Genomic DNA, 19462 nt, shown 5'->3' on the forward strand with positions numbered 1-19462 from the left:
GCCAGTCGGCCCGTGGCGTGAGTGCTGGCAATCGACGTGTCTGCAAGCATGGATCAGGGCATCAAGGTTCGTGGGTCCGCTCCCACCAGGTCGCGAGACATCACGCAAGCGGCACCTGATGCGGCTGCACTCAGCATGCATCTGGCCAGGGGGGCGCCTTTCAGGTAGGCCGCAAGAAATCCGCTGAAAAAAGCGTCGCCGGCACCATTGGTGTCGACAGCCCGGGCGACTTTCAATGCCGGTTGTTCTATCCACTCGCCTGTGTGACTAAGCAAGGTCGCGCCCCTGTCACCGTGTGTGCAAACCACCAGCGTCTTCCCGTTCGCGATTTGCGAGGCCATAAAGGCCCGGTAATCGGGCAGTCTGTCGCTGGACAGAAACAACACCTCGGCGGCATCAATGAATGGCTGGTGATAGGGCGTTTTGCCATCGTAGTCATGCAAATCTGTCCATAGCGGTATTGCGCGCTGTTTGGCAATCGCCAGGGCCGGCAGGGTATAAGCGAGAATATTGATAACCACGCAGCATGCCCGGGCCATGGCGTCCTCAACGGGGCGCCAGTCTAGATTCTCCGGTGCGGCCGGTGGTTGGGTAAAAAGGGAAATGCGCCCGCCGTCAGCAGCCATCAGGTTGGTATGTTGCTCTGTGGGTGCATCTGTCTCATCTACCAAGAGTGTAATGTTGCTGCGATTGAGGTGGCGACGGATGTGTTCACCTTCTGCATCGCGCCCCAGCAGGGTGTGCAAGACAACGGGGTAATCCAGGGCGGCAAGGTTAAGCGCTTTGCCGGCTCCCGTGCTGCCGACAGCCTTGTAGCTTTCTCTTGGCCACAGGGTTTGTGGCTCGCCGGTGGGCAAGGTATCAAGATGGATAATGGTATCCAGCGATGCGCCGCCCACAATAACAATCGGATCCGTCATGGTGTGTTGATCTGCAATGGGAAAAGTCTAACTTAACCTTTGCAGCAGGCGAGAAGATCCTCCACACAGCCTACGCCCCATTTGGTTGAGTGGGGCGGAGGCTGCTGTCCAGAGACGCCTGAGGTGAGAGGGTATTTGCCTCTCTGGAGCAATACTATCCGCCGAACACCCAGCCCATCAGCATATAGCCGAGCAAAGTGACGACCAGAATACCGGCGATATTCAATGCAAACCCGGCACTGATCATATCGCCGATACGCATATGACCACTGCCGAATACGATGGCGTTTGGCGGCGTTGCGACCGGCATCATAAAGGCGCAGCTGGCCGCAATCGCAGCCGGCACTGCCAGCAGGTGGGGGGCCGCGTCCTGCGAGACGGCCAATGCACCCATCAGCGGCAAAAAGGCAGCAGCGGTGGCCGTGTTGCTGGTCACTTCCGTCAGGAAAATGATAACGGTGGTAACCAGTGCCACCATCAGAATCATGGGCAGCGCGCCGACGATCGACAGGTTTTCCGCTATCCACTCAGCCAGTCCCGAACTGCTAATGGCGCCCGCCAGTGACAAGCCGCCGCCAAACAGCAGTAAAACGCCCCAGGGGATATTTTCAGCGGTTTCCCAATCCATGATGAACTCTCGCTTCGAAAGATTCACCGGGATCAGGAACAGTGCGACAGCAGCGCCGATCGCAATAACGGTGTCGTTGAGCCATGGCAGCAGGCTGGCCGAGAGCAGGGGCTGGAATATCCAGGTTGCGGCGGTCAGGGTGAACACCATCAGAATCAGCTTTTCGCCACGTCCCATCGGCCCCAGCTTGTTCAGTTGCTCACGAATTAGCTGGTCTGCATCTGCGCTGTTGTCCTTACCGAGATCGCCTCGTGTCAGCCACCACCAAATCACCAGCAGCATCGTGGCGGCAATGGGAACGCCAATCAGCATCCACTGGGCGAACCCTATTTCAATGTCATGGTTGTCGGCCAGGTAGGCCGCGAGGAGTGCGTTGGGCGGCGTGCCGATCAGCGTTGCAATACCGCCCACGCTGGCCGCATAGGCAATCGCGAGTAGCATGCGGGTAGCGAATCGGCGCGAGGCTTCGGTGTCGTTTCCTTCCTGCATATTGATGACCGATAGCCCGATCGGCAGCATCATGATGCTGGTCGCCGTGTTGCTGACCCACATGCTCAAAAAGGCGGTAGCGGCTATAAAACCCGCAATCTGGCGCTTGGGCTGACTGCCAACCGCCAACAACGTTTTCAGCGCGATTCGCTTGTGGAGATCCCAGCGCTGCATCGCCAAGCCCAGCGCGAAGCCGCCTAGAAAAAGGAAAATGATCGGATTGGCGTAAGGGGTTGTGGCGTCTTTTACTGAGCCTATACCCAATGCGGGAATCAGGCAGATGGGCACCAGCGCGGTGACAGGAATAGGGATCGCTTCGGTGGACCACCAGGTCGCCATTAACAACATGAGCCCCAGCGCATGCCACGCTGCGATGTCCATGCCTTCCGGTGGCGTTATCACCAATGTGGCCAGCAGGAACAACGGGCCCAGTATCAGGCCGATTGTTCTGGCCGGGGTGAGTCCTCCGTGGTGCCGGTCCTGTGCGACATTTTCTTCCATACCCTGATCCTCCCTCACCGAGTATATAGAGCCTCATACTCAGGCTAGCGCTAATTCCGTATTCTGGAAAAGGCAGCAGGGTGACAATTCATTCATGAACCGGAAGGGCTTTTTATAACGGCCTGGCTAGCCGGATGTGACGCTTGATTCAGGGTGTTTTGGTGCTACTGCAACGGCTTCAATTTCAAACAGCATGCCGTCAAGTGCCAGGCGTGGCACGGGAATCAGTGTGCAGGTCGGTTTCGGCGCCTCGCCCCAAGCTTCTGAAAGCTCGGCGCTCAAAACCCCAAGACGCTCTTCGGAGTGATCGACTATAAGCACGGTAATCTTGGCGATATCACGAAGCTCGGCGCCCGCCGAATTCACGGCTGTTTTCAGGTTGCCGATGGCCCAGCGCACCTGTAAGTGAAAGTCTTCCGGTAGTTCGCCTTTTGCGTTCTCGCCGCCCTGGCCTGCGATATGGATTAACCGACTGCCTGGCGCGATCACTGCCACATGGGAATAGCCGTTTTCGGTCGGGTCGTAAAGACCTTCGGGATTGATGAAAGAGAGTGGTTGATGGTCATGCTGGCTCATGGTGACGTCCTCGTCTCGATTACCCCTGAGTGCTTCTACTCTATCCTGAATGAATTCGAGGGCTGGATCACATAAATATCGGTAATGCGCCGGCCACACAGAGGGAACGGAATGGGCGGTTGGAAAGCAGGCGCCGCTCACTGTAATCTCCGTTCATCAAGGATGATTAACATAGGGATCATGACGTGAATAAGGGACTATTGCTTGCCCTCGGCATTGCCGTGTTCGGGTGCAGCGCATTGCATGCTGCACCCATTGTAAAAGTGCGCTACCCGCACCTTGCCTACCAGGAAACTGTTGAATTCCAGACGGGTGAAATCGGCCACTTACAGATTCCGCTGGACGTGCTGTCGAATGCCCGGATTGGTGTCACAGGCGGTTTGGTATTCATGCTGGCGGATGGTGCCAGCTTCTCGGTCAAGCAGGTGACCGGTGAGCAAGCGGGCTTTCCCGGCGCCAATATGCATGATTGGCCGCGTTATCTATTCTCTGTGAAACGCGCAGACAAAGGCCACGGTCTGTTTGCAGAGGAGTGGGTGGAGGTTGAGCGCAAGAGAATGGAACAGACGGTTGATCCCTACGAAATCCGCATTTTCTCGACCCATAGAGGTACAGGTTACTGGGCAATTGGTAAACAGCACTCGATGATCGTGCTGACAGGTAAAGATGTTCGGTCACGGATTTCGGTGATTCGAACGACCGATATGCCGGAAGAACTGATCATGAAAGCGATTATAAACGGCGTGATCTGACAAACCGGGCGCGGGTCAGTTGGTTAGTGCCTGCGATCGAACACGCTTTTCAGGTAGCTGACAAACTCGGCGTCCCGGCTCATGGTCTTGCCTGGCTCATCCGAAATCTTGGCCACAGGCTGGCCATTGCACGACACCATTTTGAGTACCATGTTCATGGGCTTCACGCCGGGCACGTCACAGGTGAGGCTGGTGCCGATGCCGAAACTAGTCCTGATCCGGTTTTCCAGGGCAGACTTGATTGCCATGGCTTTTTCGAGCGTTAGCGCATCACTGAAAATCAGCGTTTTGGTGAGCGGGTCGATGCCGAGTTTGCGGTAGTGGGCGATACACTTTTCAGCGAACACCATCGGGTCGCCACTGTCATGCCGCAGGCCATCAAACAGCTTGGCGAAATAGAGATCAAAATCGTCCAGGAACGCGTCGAGATTGATGGTGTCGGTCAGCGCCACGCCTAGATGGCCCCGGTACTCCTGCACCCAGGCTTCAAGTGCTGTGCGCTGGCTGTCGACCAACCGGCTCCCGAGTTGCTGGTGGGCCATCACCCATTCGTGGGCCATGGTGCCCATGGGTGCAATCTCCAGCCGGCGGGCGATATCAACGTTGCTGGTGCCGACAAAATTGCCGGGAAAATCTACCTTCAATATGCCTGCAATGGCTTCATGGACCGGTTGGGAAAGGCGTCGCCGGGTTCCGAAATCCGCGAGATTGAACCCGGCTAGCTGCTCCGCCGAGTAATCCTGTTGCAATTTCTCCAGTTTTTGATGTAGCTGGCCACGCGCCTGCTCAATTTCAACGTCAGGATAGAGCGCCTTGTTGCGGACTTCGCTGATGATAGCCAGCACCACAATTTCAAACAGGATGCTGTGAGTCCAGGGGCCGTCGATCAGGATGCAGAGTTCATCATCCTCCATGCGCACATCAACGTACTCCGGTCGGAACCGGAACAGCTCCAGAAACCGGATAAAGTCCGGCGACATGTAGGGAAAACGACTCAGATAGTCTGATTCTTCCCGGGTCAGTTTGATGTCGGCGAGCATATCGATCTGATCCCGAATCGCGCCGACGTAGGGTTCCAGATCTTCAGCATTACGGCTGCGGAATTCCCAGGTGACACTGGCGTTCGGGTAACGGTGATGGGCGCCCTGCATCATGGTCAGTTTGTACCAGTCGGTATCCAGAAGAGATGTGATTATCGGGCCGGATCGATAGGTTGTCGTCATGATGTCCGTCGGTGATCGCTGAATGTGTGGGTTTATCCTCTCGCACTGCATCCAGTGAGTCGAGTCGTTTTCCGAAAGTGCGATCGTGTCTGTGCCGACGGGCGACACATCTATCGATGTTCATTTTTCGTAAAGATGCTCGCGTCGAAATAAGTGCTATCGTTGCCGTTAAGAGTACCGTCTTATCAACCTAGGGAGGGAAATCAGCATGCGCTATGTCATGCGTTTGGGGCTCGTCGCAGGTCTTTTGTATGCGACAACAGCGTGTTCCGACACCGCAAAGCTATCGGTGTCAGAAGGCACCGGGCCAGACCCGAAGCTGCCAGCGCCTAATGAGTCGCTGATCCCTACAGTGAATACCGCCGAAGCCGTGGGCTGGTCGGATGGCGGCATGCCGGACGCTGTCGCCGGCACCCGGGTGGTGGCATTTGCAACCAAACTTGATCATCCCCGCTGGCTGTATGTGCTACCCAACGGTGATGTGCTGGTTGCTGAAACCAATTCACCGCCGAAGGAGGGGGGCGGCATCAAGGGCTGGATCGCCAAGCAAATCATGGCGGACGCGGGTGCTGGCGGCGAGAGCGCCAACCGTATAACGCTATTGCGTGATACCGACAAAGACGGTGTTGCCGATGAGCGTTCCACCTTTCTCAAGGATCTGAACTCTCCGTTCGGCATGGCGTTGGTAGGGAACGATTTCTACGTCGCGAATACTGATGCGGTCGTGCGTTATCCCTACGAGGAAGGGCAGAACCAGATCAGTGCCAAAGGTGAGACCGTGGTTGAGTTGCCCGCCGGCAAACTGAATCATCACTGGACCAAAAGCCTGATCGCGAGCCCCGATGGCAAAACGCTTTACGTTGGCGTGGGTTCCAACAGCAACGTGGGCGAAAACGGACTGGATAAGGAAGAAGGTCGGGCGGCCGTGTGGGCGATTGATCCCGCTACGGGTGACCACCGCATCTTTGCCAGCGGTCTGCGGAATCCTGTTGGTATGGCCTGGTCACAAGAAGCAGGCGAGCTTTGGGTGGCTGTCAACGAGCGGGATGAAATCGGCAGCGATCTGGTGCCTGACTACATGACATCGATCAGCGAAGGCGAGTTTTTCGGCTGGCCTTACAGTTACTACGGCAAGCACGTGGACGAACGCGTTGAACCGCAGAACCCGGAAAAGGTCGCCAGCGCCCTGAAACCGGATTATGCCCTTGGGCCGCATACGGCGTCATTAGGCCTGGCCTCCGCAAAGGGCAGTCACCTGCCGGAGCAATTCAGCAATGGGATGTTTGTGGGCCAGCACGGTTCCTGGAATCGAGAGCCCCGTAGCGGCTACAAGGTGATTTTCGTGCCGTTCACCGACGGCAAGCCTGATGGGCAGCCAGTGGATGTACTCACCGGATTTCTCAACGATGACGAAAAAGCCCAGGGCCGCCCGGTGGGCGTTGCCATAGACAATCGTGGCGGCTTATTGGTCGCTGACGATGTGGGTAATGTGATCTGGCGGGTCAGCGGCGAAAAAAACGGGAACTGATCAACCGGGCGGCCACAGGCCAATGCCTGTGACCGCCATAGCCGGGTTCGGCACTAGCGCCTGATGGCGGCAATGGACTCAAGCACGTGTTTGGCTCCGGTGTTGATCTCTGCGACTATGGATTCAACACTGCTCACCTGATCCTGGCCTTCTCTGGCGACACTCGCTACTTCCTCAATGCTATTGAGAACCCGGGTTGTCAGCTCAACATTGGCGTGGATGACGTTTGCAATTTCCGATGTCGATTCACCGGTCCGGCCTGCGAGTTGCCTTACTTCATCCGCTACCACTGCGAATCCCCGACCTTGCTCGCCCGCACGGGCAGCCTCAATTGCCGCATTCAGTGCCAGCAAATTGGTTTGGTCAGCGATGGCGGCGATTGTTCCGACGATGCGCTCGATATTTTGCGACTGATTGCTAAGCAGCTCAATGACCTGTTTGGCATCGTTGATCCGATTGTTGATCTGGTCGGATGTCTGGATGGATTTATGCAACGAGGCTTCGGCCTGAGTGGCGCTGTCCGCCGTCTTCTCTGCCGTGGAGAATGCAACCTCAGCGGCCTCTGCGGTGCGATTGCCCTGGCGGATATAATCCGTGATGTCGCTGGCGAACTTGATCACCTTTTCAGTATTGCCCTGTTCATCCAGTATCGGGTTATAGGATGCTTCCAGCCAGATGGTCGAGCCGTCTGCGGCGATCCGTTCGAACTGTCCTGACTTGAGCTGACCTCTGGCCAGCTCGTTCCAGAAATTCGGGTTCTCCCGGTTGAATGACTCGGGACAGAGCATTCGGTGGTGTTGCCCTTTTAATTGCTCAAGCGAATAGCCCACAGCATCCGAAAAGTTCTTGTTGGCGGTAATAATGGTGCCATCGGGCTTGAACTCGATTACCGCCATTGAGCGGTTAATAGCCGCGAACACCGCCTGTTGATCGTTGATACGTTCGTGTTCAGATGTGACGTCTGAGGCGATCTTGATCACCTTCCAGACGATGCCGTTCTGGTTCTTTACCGGAAAGTAAGTCGCTTCAAGCCAGATCTTCCGGCCGTCTTTGGTGATGCGTGGGAAGTGCCCGCTATGATGCTGTCCGCTACGAAGGCTGGCCCAGAAGTTTCTGTACTGTGACGTCTGCTGGTAATGGCTTTCGCAGAATAGCCGGTGGTGCTGGCCTTTGATCTCATCTTCACGGTAGCCGACGGTGTCGAGAAACAATTTGTTTGCGGATTGAATAACGCCATCGGGTGTAAATTCGATCAGTGCGACGGCGTCTTCAATTGCCCCCAGGGTGGCCTTCAACTCGTTGATGTGAGCAGTTTGTGACTCAAGTTCCTGTTTGTGTTTTGTGAAGAACATGTGCTGGCTCAGCTCGCTACGTAAGGACAATAAAGTTGAATTGACGTGTTAAATACGCTTTCGGCATCAATAGGGATGCCAGAATGTGCAAATTTAACATTTTTTCAAATTGTTGAAATAAAAGGTATTTAGTTGGTCTTTAAATGCTAGGGTCTTTCGGGAAAGACAGGTATACGTCGATACCCCATTCCGGTTTATCCCTATGCAGAGTCAGCGCTGCTATTCAATTCAGAAAGGTGGTTTCCGCGTGCTTTGGCACCAGTTCATGCAAGGAGGGGCTGCCGAGAGAAAATTACTTATTGGCGGAAGCCCAGGTCGACTACTATCATCTCACCCGCTGACCGAAGGTTTAGCGATGCAAGGTAAACCCAGACTAAAAACAGTGTTACCAAGAGGGAACAGGCTTATGGCCCGCAAGAAAAGAACACCCACACAACACAGCCAGGTCCAGCGCGATTTGCGTTCGCCGCTGTATCAAATGCAGGTCGTAAAAGACAAAACACGATATAGCCGTAAGCGGGACAAACAGGTGCGGTCCGAGGATTTCCGAAAAGCGGCGTGAGCGCTGTTTTCCGCAAATCCTTGTTCCCTCCTATCTGATTTTGCCTTGGCGGGGGAGAGTGTTCAGGCGCGCTGTTCGCCGGCTACGGGCACCGATTCTTCCGGTTGCTGCCCACCTCTTTGCTGTTTCCAGGCTATCAAGAAGACCAGTAATCCTGCGACCGCCATGGCGGCTCCAACGTAACCTGTTGATGTCCAGCCCAGCCCTGCCGTAATCGCAATGCCGCCCAGCCACGGCCCCAACGCGTTCGCGATATTGAAGGCAGCATGATTGGACGCGGCGGCCAGCGTCTGCGCGTCACCGGCAATGTCCATCAGGTGAGTCTGGAGCGGGGTGGCCAGTGCGACCATGGTGCCAATAGCAAACGATGCAATCAGCATGCTCCAGATAGCGCCGCTGGCGAGCGGGTACAGCATCAGAACGGCCGTGCTCCAGATGAGTATCCAGCCGACGGCTTTGAATTTTAGCCGGTCAAAGAGCCAGCCACCGGCCAGATTGCCAACGATACCCCCCATCCCGAAGGCGGCCAGTGCAAACGGAATCCAGCCTTTGCTGACCTTGGTGACTTCGAGCAGCGTGGGGGCCAGGTAACTGAACACGCAGAACATCCCGGCAAAGCCGATTGAGCCGATGGCCAGCGCCAACCAAACCTGGGGCCGATTGAACGATTTGAGCTCTTTGATGGGGTTGCTGCGAGGTTCATCTTTGTTTACCGGGAGGAACAGGAAAACCAGCAGCATGGTCAGCACGGCAATACTGCCGACAAAGCCAAAGGCATAGCGCCAGTCCATCAACTGACCCAGCCAGGTGGCCAATGGATTACCCACCAGCATCGCGAACGTGAGACCGAGCATCACCCGACTGACCGCCTTGGCCCGCTGATTGACCGGCACCAAGGAGGCCGCAACCAATGCCGCAACGCCAAAATAGGCGCCGTGGGGCAGGCCGGCAATAAAACGGTAGATCATCAGCGATTCATAACCGGGTGCCAGCGCACTGGCAAGATTCCCCAATGCAAAGAAGCCCATCAGCGCGATAAGCAACTTTCGCCGCATAAAGCGTGCGCCGATAATCGCCAGCAGAGGCGCGCCGACCACTACACCAAGGGCGTAGGCGCTGATCACATGGCCAACCTGAGGCTCGGTGATGGCAAGATCCTGTGCCATGTTGGGCATGAGCCCCATAATCGTGAACTCACCGGTGCCAATGGCAAAGCCCCCCATCGCCAGGGCAAATTCGATCAGCAGAACCGTGCCCTTGGAATGGTTATGTGAGACGGAGTCTGTTGAAGCAGTCATTGCGTCCTTGAGGGCGATAGGTGAGTGAAAAAGGGCTTCAGTATCCATGGACTCGAACGATTTCGAAACGGTTGTAGCAATAATTACGTACCTAACTATTGGTCGTAGCTGCCGGATTGAGAAAGGGGAGGACCGCCTTGTATGACGCGGCTTCAGGCATCACTTCACAGAAGTTATTTCACAGGTCGTCAGTGCTCTCGACTCCCCTGGTGCGAGCTGATCATCCAGCCTTATCTCGCCCATGCGCTCACGATGCAGTGACGTGATCCGGTTCCCAACCGCAGTGAACATCCGCTTGACCTGATGGTAGCGCCCTTCATAGATGGTCAGCCGGGCCTCGCAGTCGCCCAGTTGCTCAAGTTCGGCTGGGGACGTGGTCAGATCTTCGTAGGCCAGGTAAATGCCGTCTGCAAAGCGGGAATGGGTATCCTGGGTTATCGGACTCGCGGTGCGAACATGATAGACCTTGGGGATTTTCTCTTTGGGTTCGGTTAGTCGCCGCGACCAGAGTCCGTCGTTGGTCAGAATCAGTAGCCCGGAAGTGCTGCGATCAAGCCGGCCGCCGATATGGAGTATCGGCCGCAAAGCGGGTGCCATCAGGTCGATGACTGTGGGGTGTTGCGGGTCGCGAGTGGCGCTCAGATAACCTACCGGCTTGTGCAGCATCAGGTAGTGAGCGGTTTTTTGTTGTAGCAGATTGTCGTCGAGTTGAATGGTCGAAAACTGGCCGACTTCTTTCAGTGGGTCCCGCTCGATTTCGAGATCAACCTGCACGTGACCGCGCACAATCAAAAGACGGGAGGTCTTGTGGCTGTGGTGGGTGTGTTTGCAGATAAATCGATCGAGTCTCATGGCGCGGGATTATTGCAGACAACAAGGTCGGTCGTCTTGTTGGTGATACCGTGTCGCAAGCTGGTCTGTATCATTTTTTTACGGTTTTCATGGTGATATTCCACTACTATTCGGCTCGTCGTTTTTGCGTGTTTTCGATGCATTTCGACACCACATTAAGAAAAGCATGAATGGAGTGGCTATAAATGGATTTGGTTTATAAGCACGAGAAGCCGTTGCTCGGCATTGCGATCGCGCTGTCTTCGATTTTCTGGCTGGCTGTGGTGCTGGGAACAATCGGCATTGTGTTGATTTATCTGGCGCTGGGGTATCTGATTTTTCTGTTTGCTCACTCGGCCTTTATCTCCCATTTGAAGGGATCAGGCGTCAAGATCAGCGAAGAGCAATACCCGGATTTGTACGCAAAGCTGGTTCGAGGATGCGAGCGGGTGGGGTTGAAAGAGGTTCCCGAGGCCTACTTGCTGCGAGCCGATTTTTTCAATGCACTGGCGACAAAATTCCGCGGTCGGCACTTCGTGGTGTTGTTTACTGATGTGGTGGATGCGCTGGATGACCAACCCGGCGCGATTGATTTTTACATTGGTCACGAACTCGGCCACATACATCGCAAGCACCTGACCTGGCGGAGCTTTGTTATGCCGGCTTCGATTCTGCCGGTACTCGGCCCTGCCTTGCGGCGTGCCGAGGAATACACCTGCGATCGCTACGGCGTAGCCTGCTGTGACTCCGAAGATGATATCAAGATGGCCATTGCGGCGATTTCCGCAGGCGATACCCGATGGAAAACGCTAAATGTTGATGCCTTTTTGGGGCAGGTTGAAGCGACGAATGGTTTCTGGATGTCGTTCAATGAGCTGACCGGCGACTACCCTTGGCTGACCAAGCGAATGGCGACAGCGATTGCTGCTTATCAGGGTGTGCCCGTAAAGCTGCCGCGTCGTCATGGTTTTGCCTGGTTCCTGTCCCTGTTTGTACCACGCCTTGGTGCCGGAGGGGGTGTTGCATCCGTGTTCGTTATGGTGGCGGTGATCGGCATACTGGCGGCGGTCGCCATTCCCGCCTATCAGGACTATATCCAGCGGGCCCGCTACCAGACGGCCTACAGCACCGCGCAAACTGTGCAGGAAGCGGTTACAGCCTATGCTTCCGAGCGCAGTGAGTGGCCGGAGACGATGCAGTCGATGGGTTACGCCGACCCGGTATTGGCAGATCTCCCCAATAACTACGAGATTGATGTCTACGACGGTGGTGTTGTGGCCGCGGAAATGGGCATTGATGCCGATGGTGAATCCCAGTACATCGTGTTGGAACCCAGCGTCGATGAAGGCAATATCGAGTGGGTGTGCTACGGCCAGAATGCGGTTGTTAAGTACCTGCCGAAACCCTGTCAGTAAGCTGGTCAGGAGCGCAGAGTTATTTCGCCTATGCGAGGTAACTCTGCGTTATATAAACCCGGGTTATCAGAACGCGAGCGATACGCCGCCGTAAATCGTTCTTCCCGGCGCTGGCTCGAAATATCCCCTTTGGTCCACTGGCCTGTCGGAATTGGCGTTGATCCGGATGTTGCCGAAGTAGTCTTCATCAAGCAGATTACGAATACCGCCATACAGACTCAGCGCCTGGTTACCCAGATTCACGCTGTCCCCGGCCCTCAGTCCCAGCAACCAGTAGTCGCTCACTTTGGTCTGGTTGCTGTTCTCGGCATAGAGGTTACCGGTGTACTGGACTTCAAGTGCAGCAAAGCGCTGGCCGGTAGATCGCCACCTGAATTCAGTTACCCATTGCTCGTTTGGCAGGCCGGGTAAGCGGTTGCCGTCAGCGTTGTTGCCCTGTTCATCAACAAAATCCTTGAGGCGATAGTCTGCCAGGGTCAGGGCGCTGTCGATCTGCCAGGCGTAGTTGATGTCCCAGGTCACGCCTAACTCGATCCCGTCCCGCTGGGTTTTTCCGGCATTCTCGTAGAAGGTGCGCCCGTTCTGTTCAAACGGCAGAATCTCGTCATCGACTGTGATTGAGAACAAGGCTACTTCGTAGGCTACCGCGGGATTAAACGTGCCCCGCAAGCCGATCTCCCGGTTCAATGCTGTTTGCGGTTCGATGTCCGGATTGAATCCACCGCCGCCATCAGGGTTGGCGAACTCGGTAAAGGTGGGCGACTCAAAAGCAGTCCCGACGGTCATATAAGCCTGATGATTTTTGGCAAAGCGGTAACTTAATCCGGTCACGCCACTGAACTCTTCAAATGTGCGGCTGCCCGAATCGTTGCCATCATCAAGCTGCTTGTCATCGATAGACAAGCGCAGATGATCATAGCGGCCGCCGAGTGAGAAGGTAACGGCTGGCGTCAGCTCCAGATCGCCCTGAGCGAAAAGCCCTGTGGCCGTCGCGTTCTGGGTTTCCTGCTGAGTCTGGCCGGTTGTCTGGCCCGAAGCCGACACCGTATAACGCCGGCGCTTGTCTGACTGCCGGTCGATATCAACGCCCACAACATAGTGCAGTGGCAGGCTGATGACTTGTGCGTCGTCCTGGTATTGCGTGCTGGCACCATAAAACCGCCGGTCGTAACCGATCAGGCTGCTGCCGGGAAAGGGTAGTTGCTGTTCAAAATCCCGCAGGCTGAAAAAGGTACTGACCCGCAGCTCGCCGGGCAGCAGCGCCGGGTCTTCATAAAGCAACCCGACTGTTTGCTGACTCACCGTCTGGCCAGCATCCAGCAGGTTTGAGAAGCGCGCCGCCTGCTGGCGGTCCTCATCTACCTGGGCTTGAGTAAGGCCGCCGGGGTCTTCTGCCTCCGGCGTTTCCAACAAGTTCAGTGTCGCTGTTAGCCGTTGTCCTTCTGACCATCGGTGAGTCAGCCGGGAGTTGAGCAACCCTTGCTGTACCGCACTCTGTTGACGATAGCCGTCATAATCGAGCCATGAGAAGGTGGTGCTGGCGGCGTAATCATCCCAGTTGCCGTTCGCTTGCAGCGTGCCTTTACGATACCCATCGCTGCCGGCGTCCAGTTTGACTGCGCCGCCGGAAGGCGACTCATCACCACGTGCGGTGGTCACGTCGATAACACCGCCGGCGGAATTGCCATATTGCACGGAAGACGGCCCCCGGATGATTTCGATACGCTGGGCAGAATCAAGGCTCAGGGCATCAATTTGCGACTGGCCATCAGGTAGCGTGTAGGGAATATCATCCACCTGTATGTAGATTCCCCTAATTCCAAAGGGTGAGCGCGCACCAAAGCCACGGGTTGAAAGCCTTAACCCTTGCGCGAAATTGAACTGGTTCTGGAAAAACAGCCCCGGCACGTTGTTGAGTGATTCGTCGAGTTGCAGGCGTTGCTGACCCTGCTGTATCTCGGGCGCGTCAACCACTGTCACTGCGGCGGGCGTTTCGTAGAGGTTTCGGGTGAGTCGGGGGGAGGTCACCTGAATCAGCATCTGCTCTTCTGCAGCGGTGTTCTGCGGACTATTGGCTGAATCCTCGGCAGCCAACGCTGCAGAGGTATTGAAAAGGATGTAGCTGACGGTCAGCGTGGCACGGATGGGTCGACGGTTGAGCACAAATCTCCCTGACAGGCTCCCCGACTCGCGGGGACGCCCCTGGCTCGGAATTCGGTTGAATGTGAGGCCAGAGAGGATGCCGCAAAATGCGTACGAGCACAGTGGTTTTGCAGCAACGTCTGATGGGATGGCTAAACTGGCCCCGGCTCATACCAGCTTAGCACTTTGTTATCCGCCGTTCGCCTGAAAAAGGCGATTCAGATCATACGGTTCAGGCAGGTGCCTGCTCAGCGTCCTCTCGCTTGGCCAGCTTGTGCTGATCTTCGCTGCTGCCCATTTTCCAATAGCTGGATATGTAAAGGTGGCTCTTCGGGGTCTCTCGCTCCTGTTTAAATTCCTGCCGGAGTTGACGCATATTGCTGAACTCGCAGGCTATCCAGACCGACGGCTCGCCTTCGAGCCGGGGCAATTGCTGCAGCCGTTCAAGAATCACCGACCGCGACGAATCGGGTTTCGGATTGACGACCCAGTGAATGTCGAATCCAGCCGGCTTTGGTAGATCCTGAATATCACGTTCGTCGAGCACTTCAATGACCGCATAGCCCCGGGCGTTTTCCGGGAGTAGCTCGATATTGACGCTAATCGCCGGCAATGCCGTCATATCACCGGCCAGTACGAACCAGTCTGCATCGGGGTTGATCAGTTTCCGGGCGCCGGGGCCGCCGACAAGAATGCGATCGCCGGGGCGGGTTGTTTGGGCCCAACCGGACGCTGGTCCCGCTTCATCGTGAATCATGAAATCGATATCGATTTCGTCCTTCCGCTGATGGCGGATAGTGTAGGTCCGCATTAAGGGGCGGGCCTCTGCAGGCTGGGGGAAAATCAACTTAACGTAAGCGCTGGCCTGGCCTTCGGGCAGGGTTGTGATGTTCTCGCCGCCGAGCGTGACACGCAGCATGTGAGGGGTAACGTAGGCTGAACGAATAACGTCCAGTTCTCTGGGAGCTGGCTTTGCCATGATTCAGGCATCCTCCTGTTTGATGGGGTTTTCCAGCGGGCCGCCTGACAGATTATCTGCCAGGGTATTGGCGAGCCGAATGAACAGATCAACATCGGTCTGTTTCATGCCTTTCGTCATCAGTGCCGTCGTTTCTTTTTCCAGCGCTTGAATCTGTTCAAGCATCTGATCGCCTGCGGGAGTCAGTTTCAAAAGCTGGCTACGACGGTCGTTAGGATTATCGGATTTTATGATCAAGCCATTGGCCAGTAGTTCGTTCAGTACGCGGGTAATCTGAGCCTTATCGCGCTGGATGTGCTGAACAATGGAATGTGCCGTGCAGTCGGTGACCGCATTGATACGTTTAAGCGCACGGATATGGGTGATCGGAAGCGTTATCTGGCTCTCGCGAATCGCACGTCGCAGCCCGGATTTGTAGGCATGCGTTAACCGGTGTAGTGGTTCGCTGAGTGACAGGTTTTGCATTTCAATCTCCATGAGGTTGATATTGTCAACTATATTTCATGTGGTTGCTTCTATCAACTACGTAGAGTCCGAGAGACCCATGCCGCTTTCCATTACTTGAGGCTGTCATCTCACCATCATCATTTTTTCACATGCCCGACTTCGAACTGTCACGTCCTCTCACCATGATTGTCTAGACAAGTCGGGCGGCCAGACCGCTCCCATGGATACCTGTGATCAGTGAGAGATGCTTATGAGCCCGGTCGTTGAAATTACCTCATTGCGTAAAACATTTGGCAAGGCGGCACCCGCGTTGAACGGGGTGGACCTGAGTGTGGCCCGTGGCGAAATGGTCGCGCTGATAGGGCCATCAGGCTCCGGTAAATCAACGCTGATGCGTCACATTGCAGGCCTGACCTGCTGTGATCGTAAGGTCGGCGCTGCGGTTTCGGTGATGGGGAGTGTGATCCAGCGGGAAGGACGACTGGGCGCCCGTATTCGCAAGAACCGCTCAGATATCGGCTATATCTTCCAGCAGTTCAATCTGGTTAATCGCATGTCGGTTCTGCGCAATGTCCTGATGGGGTTGCTGGGGCGGATTTCTCATAGTCGGGGCAGTCTGGGGCTTTTTTCGCGAACGGAGCGCCGGATGGCCATGGAAGCGTTAGCACGCGTCGGTATGGACAGTTTTGCCCATCAGCGTGCAGACAGTCTTTCCGGCGGCCAGCAGCAGCGTGTGGCAATCGCCCGCGCACTGGTCCAAAAGGCTGAGGTGATTCTGGCTGACGAGCCGATCGCTTCGCTCGATCCAGAATCCGCACGAATTGTTATGGACACCCTCAAGGACATCCATAAGACCGACGGCAAGACTGTCATCGTGACGCTCCATCAAGTTGAGTATGCCCGCAGTTATTGTGAACGCGCGGTTGCCCTGCGTACCGGCGAGCTTTACTTCGATGGCCCCGCCTCGCAGTTGACCGACCAGCTATTGCAGTCCATCTACGGTGGACTGATCGACTTCCAGACCAACCTCGCAGATACCCCGACTCCCGAGAGTATCGAGCAATCGAGAGCCAATGCTTTGGCGCTGCTTCAGGCCAGCTGAGCCTGATATGCGCTGAATAAGGACGCCCGCGTCCGCCACAAAAAAGCAAACCCCGCTAACTCAGAAACGAAAGGAAACGCTCATGTTTAACCGTGTGATCAAAGGCATCGTCACGAGTGCTGTCATGCTCGCGTCGGTGACGTCGCTGAATGTCCAGGCGGACGACGAAATGAAAGTTCTGAACTTCGGCATCATCTCGACCGAATCCAGCCAGAACCTGAAAACCATCTGGGAACCGTTCCTGGACGACATGGAAGAAAAGCTGGGCATGGAAGTAAAGCCGTTCTTCGCACCTGACTACGCCGGCATTATTCAGGGTATGCGCTTCGACAAAGTGGATATCGCCTGGTACGGCAACAAGTCTGCTATGGAAGCGGTTGATCGTGCGGGCGGTGAAATCTTTGCCCAGACCGTCGACGTATCCGGCAACCCCGGTTACTGGAGCCTCCTGATTACCAGCAAAGACAGCAAGCTGAACGACGTTGACGACATGCTGGAAAACAGCAAGGACCTGATCTTCGGTAACGGCGATCCCAACTCTACATCGGGCTATCTGGTGCCTGCTTACTATGTGTTTGCAGTAAATGAAGTGGATCCGAAAACCGCGTTCAAAAGAATGCTGAACTCCAGTCATGAAACCAACCTGTTGGCCGTAGCCAATGGCCAGGTCGATGTGGCGACCAACAACACTGAAAGCTTTGCGCGCCTGGAAGTGACCAACCCAGAAAAGGCGAAGCAGATCAAAGTGATCTGGAAGTCGCCGCTGATCCCGGCTGATCCGATTGTATGGCGCAAGAACCTGCCAGAGAACGTGAAAGGCAAAGTCTACGATTTCTTTATGGAGTACGGCACTGACGGTAACGAGGACGAAGCGAAAACCCTGGCTGATCTCCAGTGGGCGCCATTCAAGGCTTCCAGTGACGACCAGTTGCTGCCGATTCGCCAGCTTGTGCTGTTCAAGCAGCGTCTGGCGGTAGAGCAGGATGACGCGCTGTCCAAAGACGAGAAATCGCAGAAAATCGCCTCTCTGAATGCTGAACTGGCCGGTCTTGAACGCCGTCTGGCGGCACTGGACGCGCGTCAATAATGATGGGGAACGTCAGCATGCAGAACGCCGCCACGATGGACGTTTCCGTCCCGAAGCCGCACTGGAGTCATTGGCTGGTCTGGGCAATCTTTTTCGCAGTCCTTGCCTGGTCGTGGGAGGGCGCAGAAATGCGGCCCGCCGCACTTTGGAGCGATGCCGGCAACATGGCGGAGTTCGCGGCTGACTTCTTTCCACCGGATTTCTCGGATTGGCAGTACTACGTCAACCAGATGCTGATCACGATTCAGATCGCGGTCTGGGGCACAGTGCTCGCCATTGTCTGTGCAGTGCCGTTGGCGATTCTGTCGTCCGAGAACATTGTGCCCTGGTGGGTCTATCAGCCGGTGCGCCGGTTGATGGACGCCTTCCGTGCGATTAACGAGATGGTCTTTGCCATGTTGTTTGTTGTTGCGGTCGGGCTGGGGCCCTTTGCGGGGGTGCTGGCACTGTTTATCCATACCACCGGTGTTCTCGCAAAGCTTTATTCGGAAGCGGTTGAAGCCATCGAGCCGGGGCCCGTTGAGGGTATTCGGGCGACCGGTGCATCCGCCTTGCAGGAAGTGATTTACGGCGTCATTCCACAGGTGTTGCCGCTGTGGATTTCCTACTCGCTCTACCGGTTCGAATCCAACGTTCGCTCGGCCACGGTCGTGGGCATGGTGGGCGCTGGTGGCATCGGGGTCATCCTCTGGGAAAGCATTCGCGGCTTTATGTTCGCGCAGACCTGCGCCGTGATGATCGTGATTGTGATTACCGTGACGCTGTTGGACGTGATGTCACAACGCATCCGCAAGCGCTTTATCTGATGAGTGTTGCGCCTTGGCGCAACACTCGCGTTCATCGGGCGTTTGCCGTCCAGACTTGTATAGACATCTAGTCCCCGACAGACAAGGACTCAGACTGATGACGGTATACCAAGAGGTTGCCAGAACACTGGAATCGGAAATCCGCTCCGGTTTTTCCAACGGCGATTTCCTGCCCTCGGAGGCCACGCTGGCGGGCCGGTTTTCAATCAACCGGCATACGGTTCGGCGTGCGATTGATGAACTGGTGAACGCGGGATTGGTGCTGCGCCAGCACGGCAAGGGAACGATGGTGGTCAACAACCGTATCGAATACAGCATCGGTGCCCGGGGTCGTTTTACCGAAACGCTGGAAGAACAGGGGCTTCACCCCAGTTGCAAGGTGATATCAGTGCAGACCATGCGGGTTGATTCAAAACTGGCAGCCAGAATGCGGGTTGCACCGGATGCGGACGTGACCCGGATCGACACCCTGCGTTGTGTGGATGACCAGCCTATATGCGTCATCAGTCATTACTTGCTGGACGCCCTGTTGCCGGGCATTGGGGAGGGTTTTAAAAGCGGCTCGCTACACGCTTTTATTGAAGCGCACTACGGATTGCGGATTCAGCGACGCCAATGTCTGGTGGGCGCCAGCCTGCCAACAGCTTCCGAGGCGCGTTTGCTGCATTGCCCACGGCAACTGCCGCTGGTGGTGGTGAAATCCAACAACACCTTGTGGGGCGAGAACGCGATCGTGGAGTACTCGGTATCGCGCAGCCGCTCCGATGTATTTGAAATGAAAATTGAATCTGCCCGGTAAGGCATCACCGGTTGCCAGACAGAAT

General features: G+C 55.8%; 18 protein-coding genes. 8 read left to right on the plus strand and 10 right to left on the minus strand.

Annotated elements, in window-relative coordinates:
• Nucleotides 1-53 precede the first annotated feature (53 nt).
• The 3 genes from ACUN9X_RS07400 to ACUN9X_RS07410 form a co-directional block, all read right to left on the minus strand.
• Nucleotides 54-920, minus strand: coding sequence for a carbohydrate kinase family protein (locus ACUN9X_RS07400; protein ID WP_445472657.1), 867 nt, complete (start codon nucleotides 918-920; stop codon nucleotides 54-56).
• Nucleotides 921-1074: 154 nt separating this feature from the next.
• Nucleotides 1075-2538 (minus strand): SLC13 family permease, encoded by a 1464-nt coding sequence (locus ACUN9X_RS07405; protein WP_445472658.1) that lies wholly within the window; start codon nucleotides 2536-2538, stop codon nucleotides 1075-1077.
• A gap of 126 nt (nucleotides 2539-2664) precedes the next feature.
• A complete protein-coding gene (locus ACUN9X_RS07410; RefSeq protein ID WP_445472659.1) occupies nucleotides 2665-3114 on the minus strand; it encodes a RidA family protein in 450 nt (149 codons plus the stop codon).
• Nucleotides 3115-3299: 185 nt separating this feature from the next.
• On the opposite strand from ACUN9X_RS07410, the gene ACUN9X_RS07415 reads away from it, so the two are divergent.
• On the plus strand, nucleotides 3300-3866 hold the full coding sequence (locus ACUN9X_RS07415) for a hypothetical protein (RefSeq protein ID WP_445472660.1): 567 nt from the start codon (nucleotides 3300-3302) through the stop codon (nucleotides 3864-3866).
• A gap of 23 nt (nucleotides 3867-3889) precedes the next feature.
• Here the strand turns inward: ACUN9X_RS07415 and pncB are convergent, their stop codons facing one another.
• Nucleotides 3890-5089 (minus strand): nicotinate phosphoribosyltransferase, encoded by a 1200-nt coding sequence (gene pncB / locus ACUN9X_RS07420; protein WP_445472661.1) that lies wholly within the window; start codon nucleotides 5087-5089, stop codon nucleotides 3890-3892.
• Nucleotides 5090-5297: 208 nt separating this feature from the next.
• Between pncB and ACUN9X_RS07425 the strand changes: the two genes are divergently transcribed.
• Nucleotides 5298-6617: a PQQ-dependent sugar dehydrogenase gene (locus tag ACUN9X_RS07425; protein ID WP_445472662.1), complete on the plus strand. Its 1320-nt coding sequence runs from the start codon at nucleotides 5298-5300 to the stop codon at nucleotides 6615-6617.
• Nucleotides 6618-6670: 53 nt separating this feature from the next.
• On the opposite strand, the gene ACUN9X_RS07430 is transcribed toward ACUN9X_RS07425, so the two are convergent.
• Nucleotides 6671-7969: a methyl-accepting chemotaxis protein gene (locus ACUN9X_RS07430; protein WP_260036202.1), complete on the minus strand. Its 1299-nt coding sequence runs from the start codon at nucleotides 7967-7969 to the stop codon at nucleotides 6671-6673.
• A gap of 406 nt (nucleotides 7970-8375) precedes the next feature.
• Here ACUN9X_RS07430 and ACUN9X_RS07435 point away from each other — a divergent pair, with 406 nt between their 5' ends.
• Complete coding sequence (locus tag ACUN9X_RS07435) at nucleotides 8376-8531, plus strand: hypothetical protein (protein WP_260036200.1); 156 nt, start codon at nucleotides 8376-8378, stop codon at nucleotides 8529-8531.
• Nucleotides 8532-8593: 62 nt separating this feature from the next.
• Here the strand turns inward: ACUN9X_RS07435 and ACUN9X_RS07440 are convergent, their stop codons facing one another.
• Together ACUN9X_RS07440 and ACUN9X_RS07445 are read right to left on the minus strand one after the other, a co-directional pair.
• A complete protein-coding gene (locus tag ACUN9X_RS07440; RefSeq protein ID WP_445472663.1) occupies nucleotides 8594-9829 on the minus strand; it encodes an MFS transporter in 1236 nt (411 codons plus the stop codon).
• A 159-nt stretch (nucleotides 9830-9988) separates the two neighbouring features.
• Nucleotides 9989-10681: a pseudouridine synthase gene (locus ACUN9X_RS07445; protein WP_260036198.1), complete on the minus strand. Its 693-nt coding sequence runs from the start codon at nucleotides 10679-10681 to the stop codon at nucleotides 9989-9991.
• A gap of 185 nt (nucleotides 10682-10866) precedes the next feature.
• Between ACUN9X_RS07445 and ACUN9X_RS07450 the strand changes: the two genes are divergently transcribed.
• Nucleotides 10867-12075 (plus strand): M48 family metalloprotease, encoded by a 1209-nt coding sequence (locus ACUN9X_RS07450; RefSeq protein WP_445472664.1) that lies wholly within the window; start codon nucleotides 10867-10869, stop codon nucleotides 12073-12075.
• 66 nt (nucleotides 12076-12141) lie between these two features.
• On the opposite strand, the gene ACUN9X_RS07455 is transcribed toward ACUN9X_RS07450, so the two are convergent.
• From ACUN9X_RS07455 to ACUN9X_RS07465, 3 genes are all read right to left on the minus strand, one after another.
• A complete protein-coding gene (locus ACUN9X_RS07455) occupies nucleotides 12142-14238 on the minus strand; it encodes a TonB-dependent receptor family protein (protein WP_445472665.1) in 2097 nt (698 codons plus the stop codon).
• A 211-nt stretch (nucleotides 14239-14449) separates the two neighbouring features.
• On the minus strand, nucleotides 14450-15196 hold the full coding sequence (locus ACUN9X_RS07460) for a siderophore-interacting protein (protein WP_445472666.1): 747 nt from the start codon (nucleotides 15194-15196) through the stop codon (nucleotides 14450-14452).
• A gap of 3 nt (nucleotides 15197-15199) precedes the next feature.
• Nucleotides 15200-15661: a MarR family winged helix-turn-helix transcriptional regulator gene (locus tag ACUN9X_RS07465; protein ID WP_445472667.1), complete on the minus strand. Its 462-nt coding sequence runs from the start codon at nucleotides 15659-15661 to the stop codon at nucleotides 15200-15202.
• A 232-nt stretch (nucleotides 15662-15893) separates the two neighbouring features.
• Here ACUN9X_RS07465 and phnC point away from each other — a divergent pair, with 232 nt between their 5' ends.
• From phnC to phnF, 4 genes are all read left to right on the plus strand, one after another.
• A complete protein-coding gene (gene phnC, locus ACUN9X_RS07470; RefSeq protein ID WP_445472668.1) occupies nucleotides 15894-16745 on the plus strand; it encodes a phosphonate ABC transporter ATP-binding protein in 852 nt (283 codons plus the stop codon).
• A gap of 82 nt (nucleotides 16746-16827) precedes the next feature.
• Complete coding sequence (gene phnD, locus ACUN9X_RS07475; RefSeq protein ID WP_260036191.1) at nucleotides 16828-17832, plus strand: phosphonate ABC transporter substrate-binding protein; 1005 nt, start codon at nucleotides 16828-16830, stop codon at nucleotides 17830-17832.
• 35 nt (nucleotides 17833-17867) lie between these two features.
• Complete coding sequence (gene phnE, locus ACUN9X_RS07480; RefSeq protein ID WP_445473194.1) at nucleotides 17868-18638, plus strand: phosphonate ABC transporter, permease protein PhnE; 771 nt, start codon at nucleotides 17868-17870, stop codon at nucleotides 18636-18638.
• A gap of 97 nt (nucleotides 18639-18735) precedes the next feature.
• The gene (phnF, locus tag ACUN9X_RS07485; RefSeq protein WP_260036190.1) at nucleotides 18736-19437 is read left to right on the plus strand and encodes a phosphonate metabolism transcriptional regulator PhnF; all 702 of its coding nucleotides are present in this window, start codon (nucleotides 18736-18738) and stop codon (nucleotides 19435-19437) included.
• Nucleotides 19438-19462: the final 25 nt, after the last annotated feature.

The organism is Marinobacter sp. V032 (assembly GCF_052645435.1).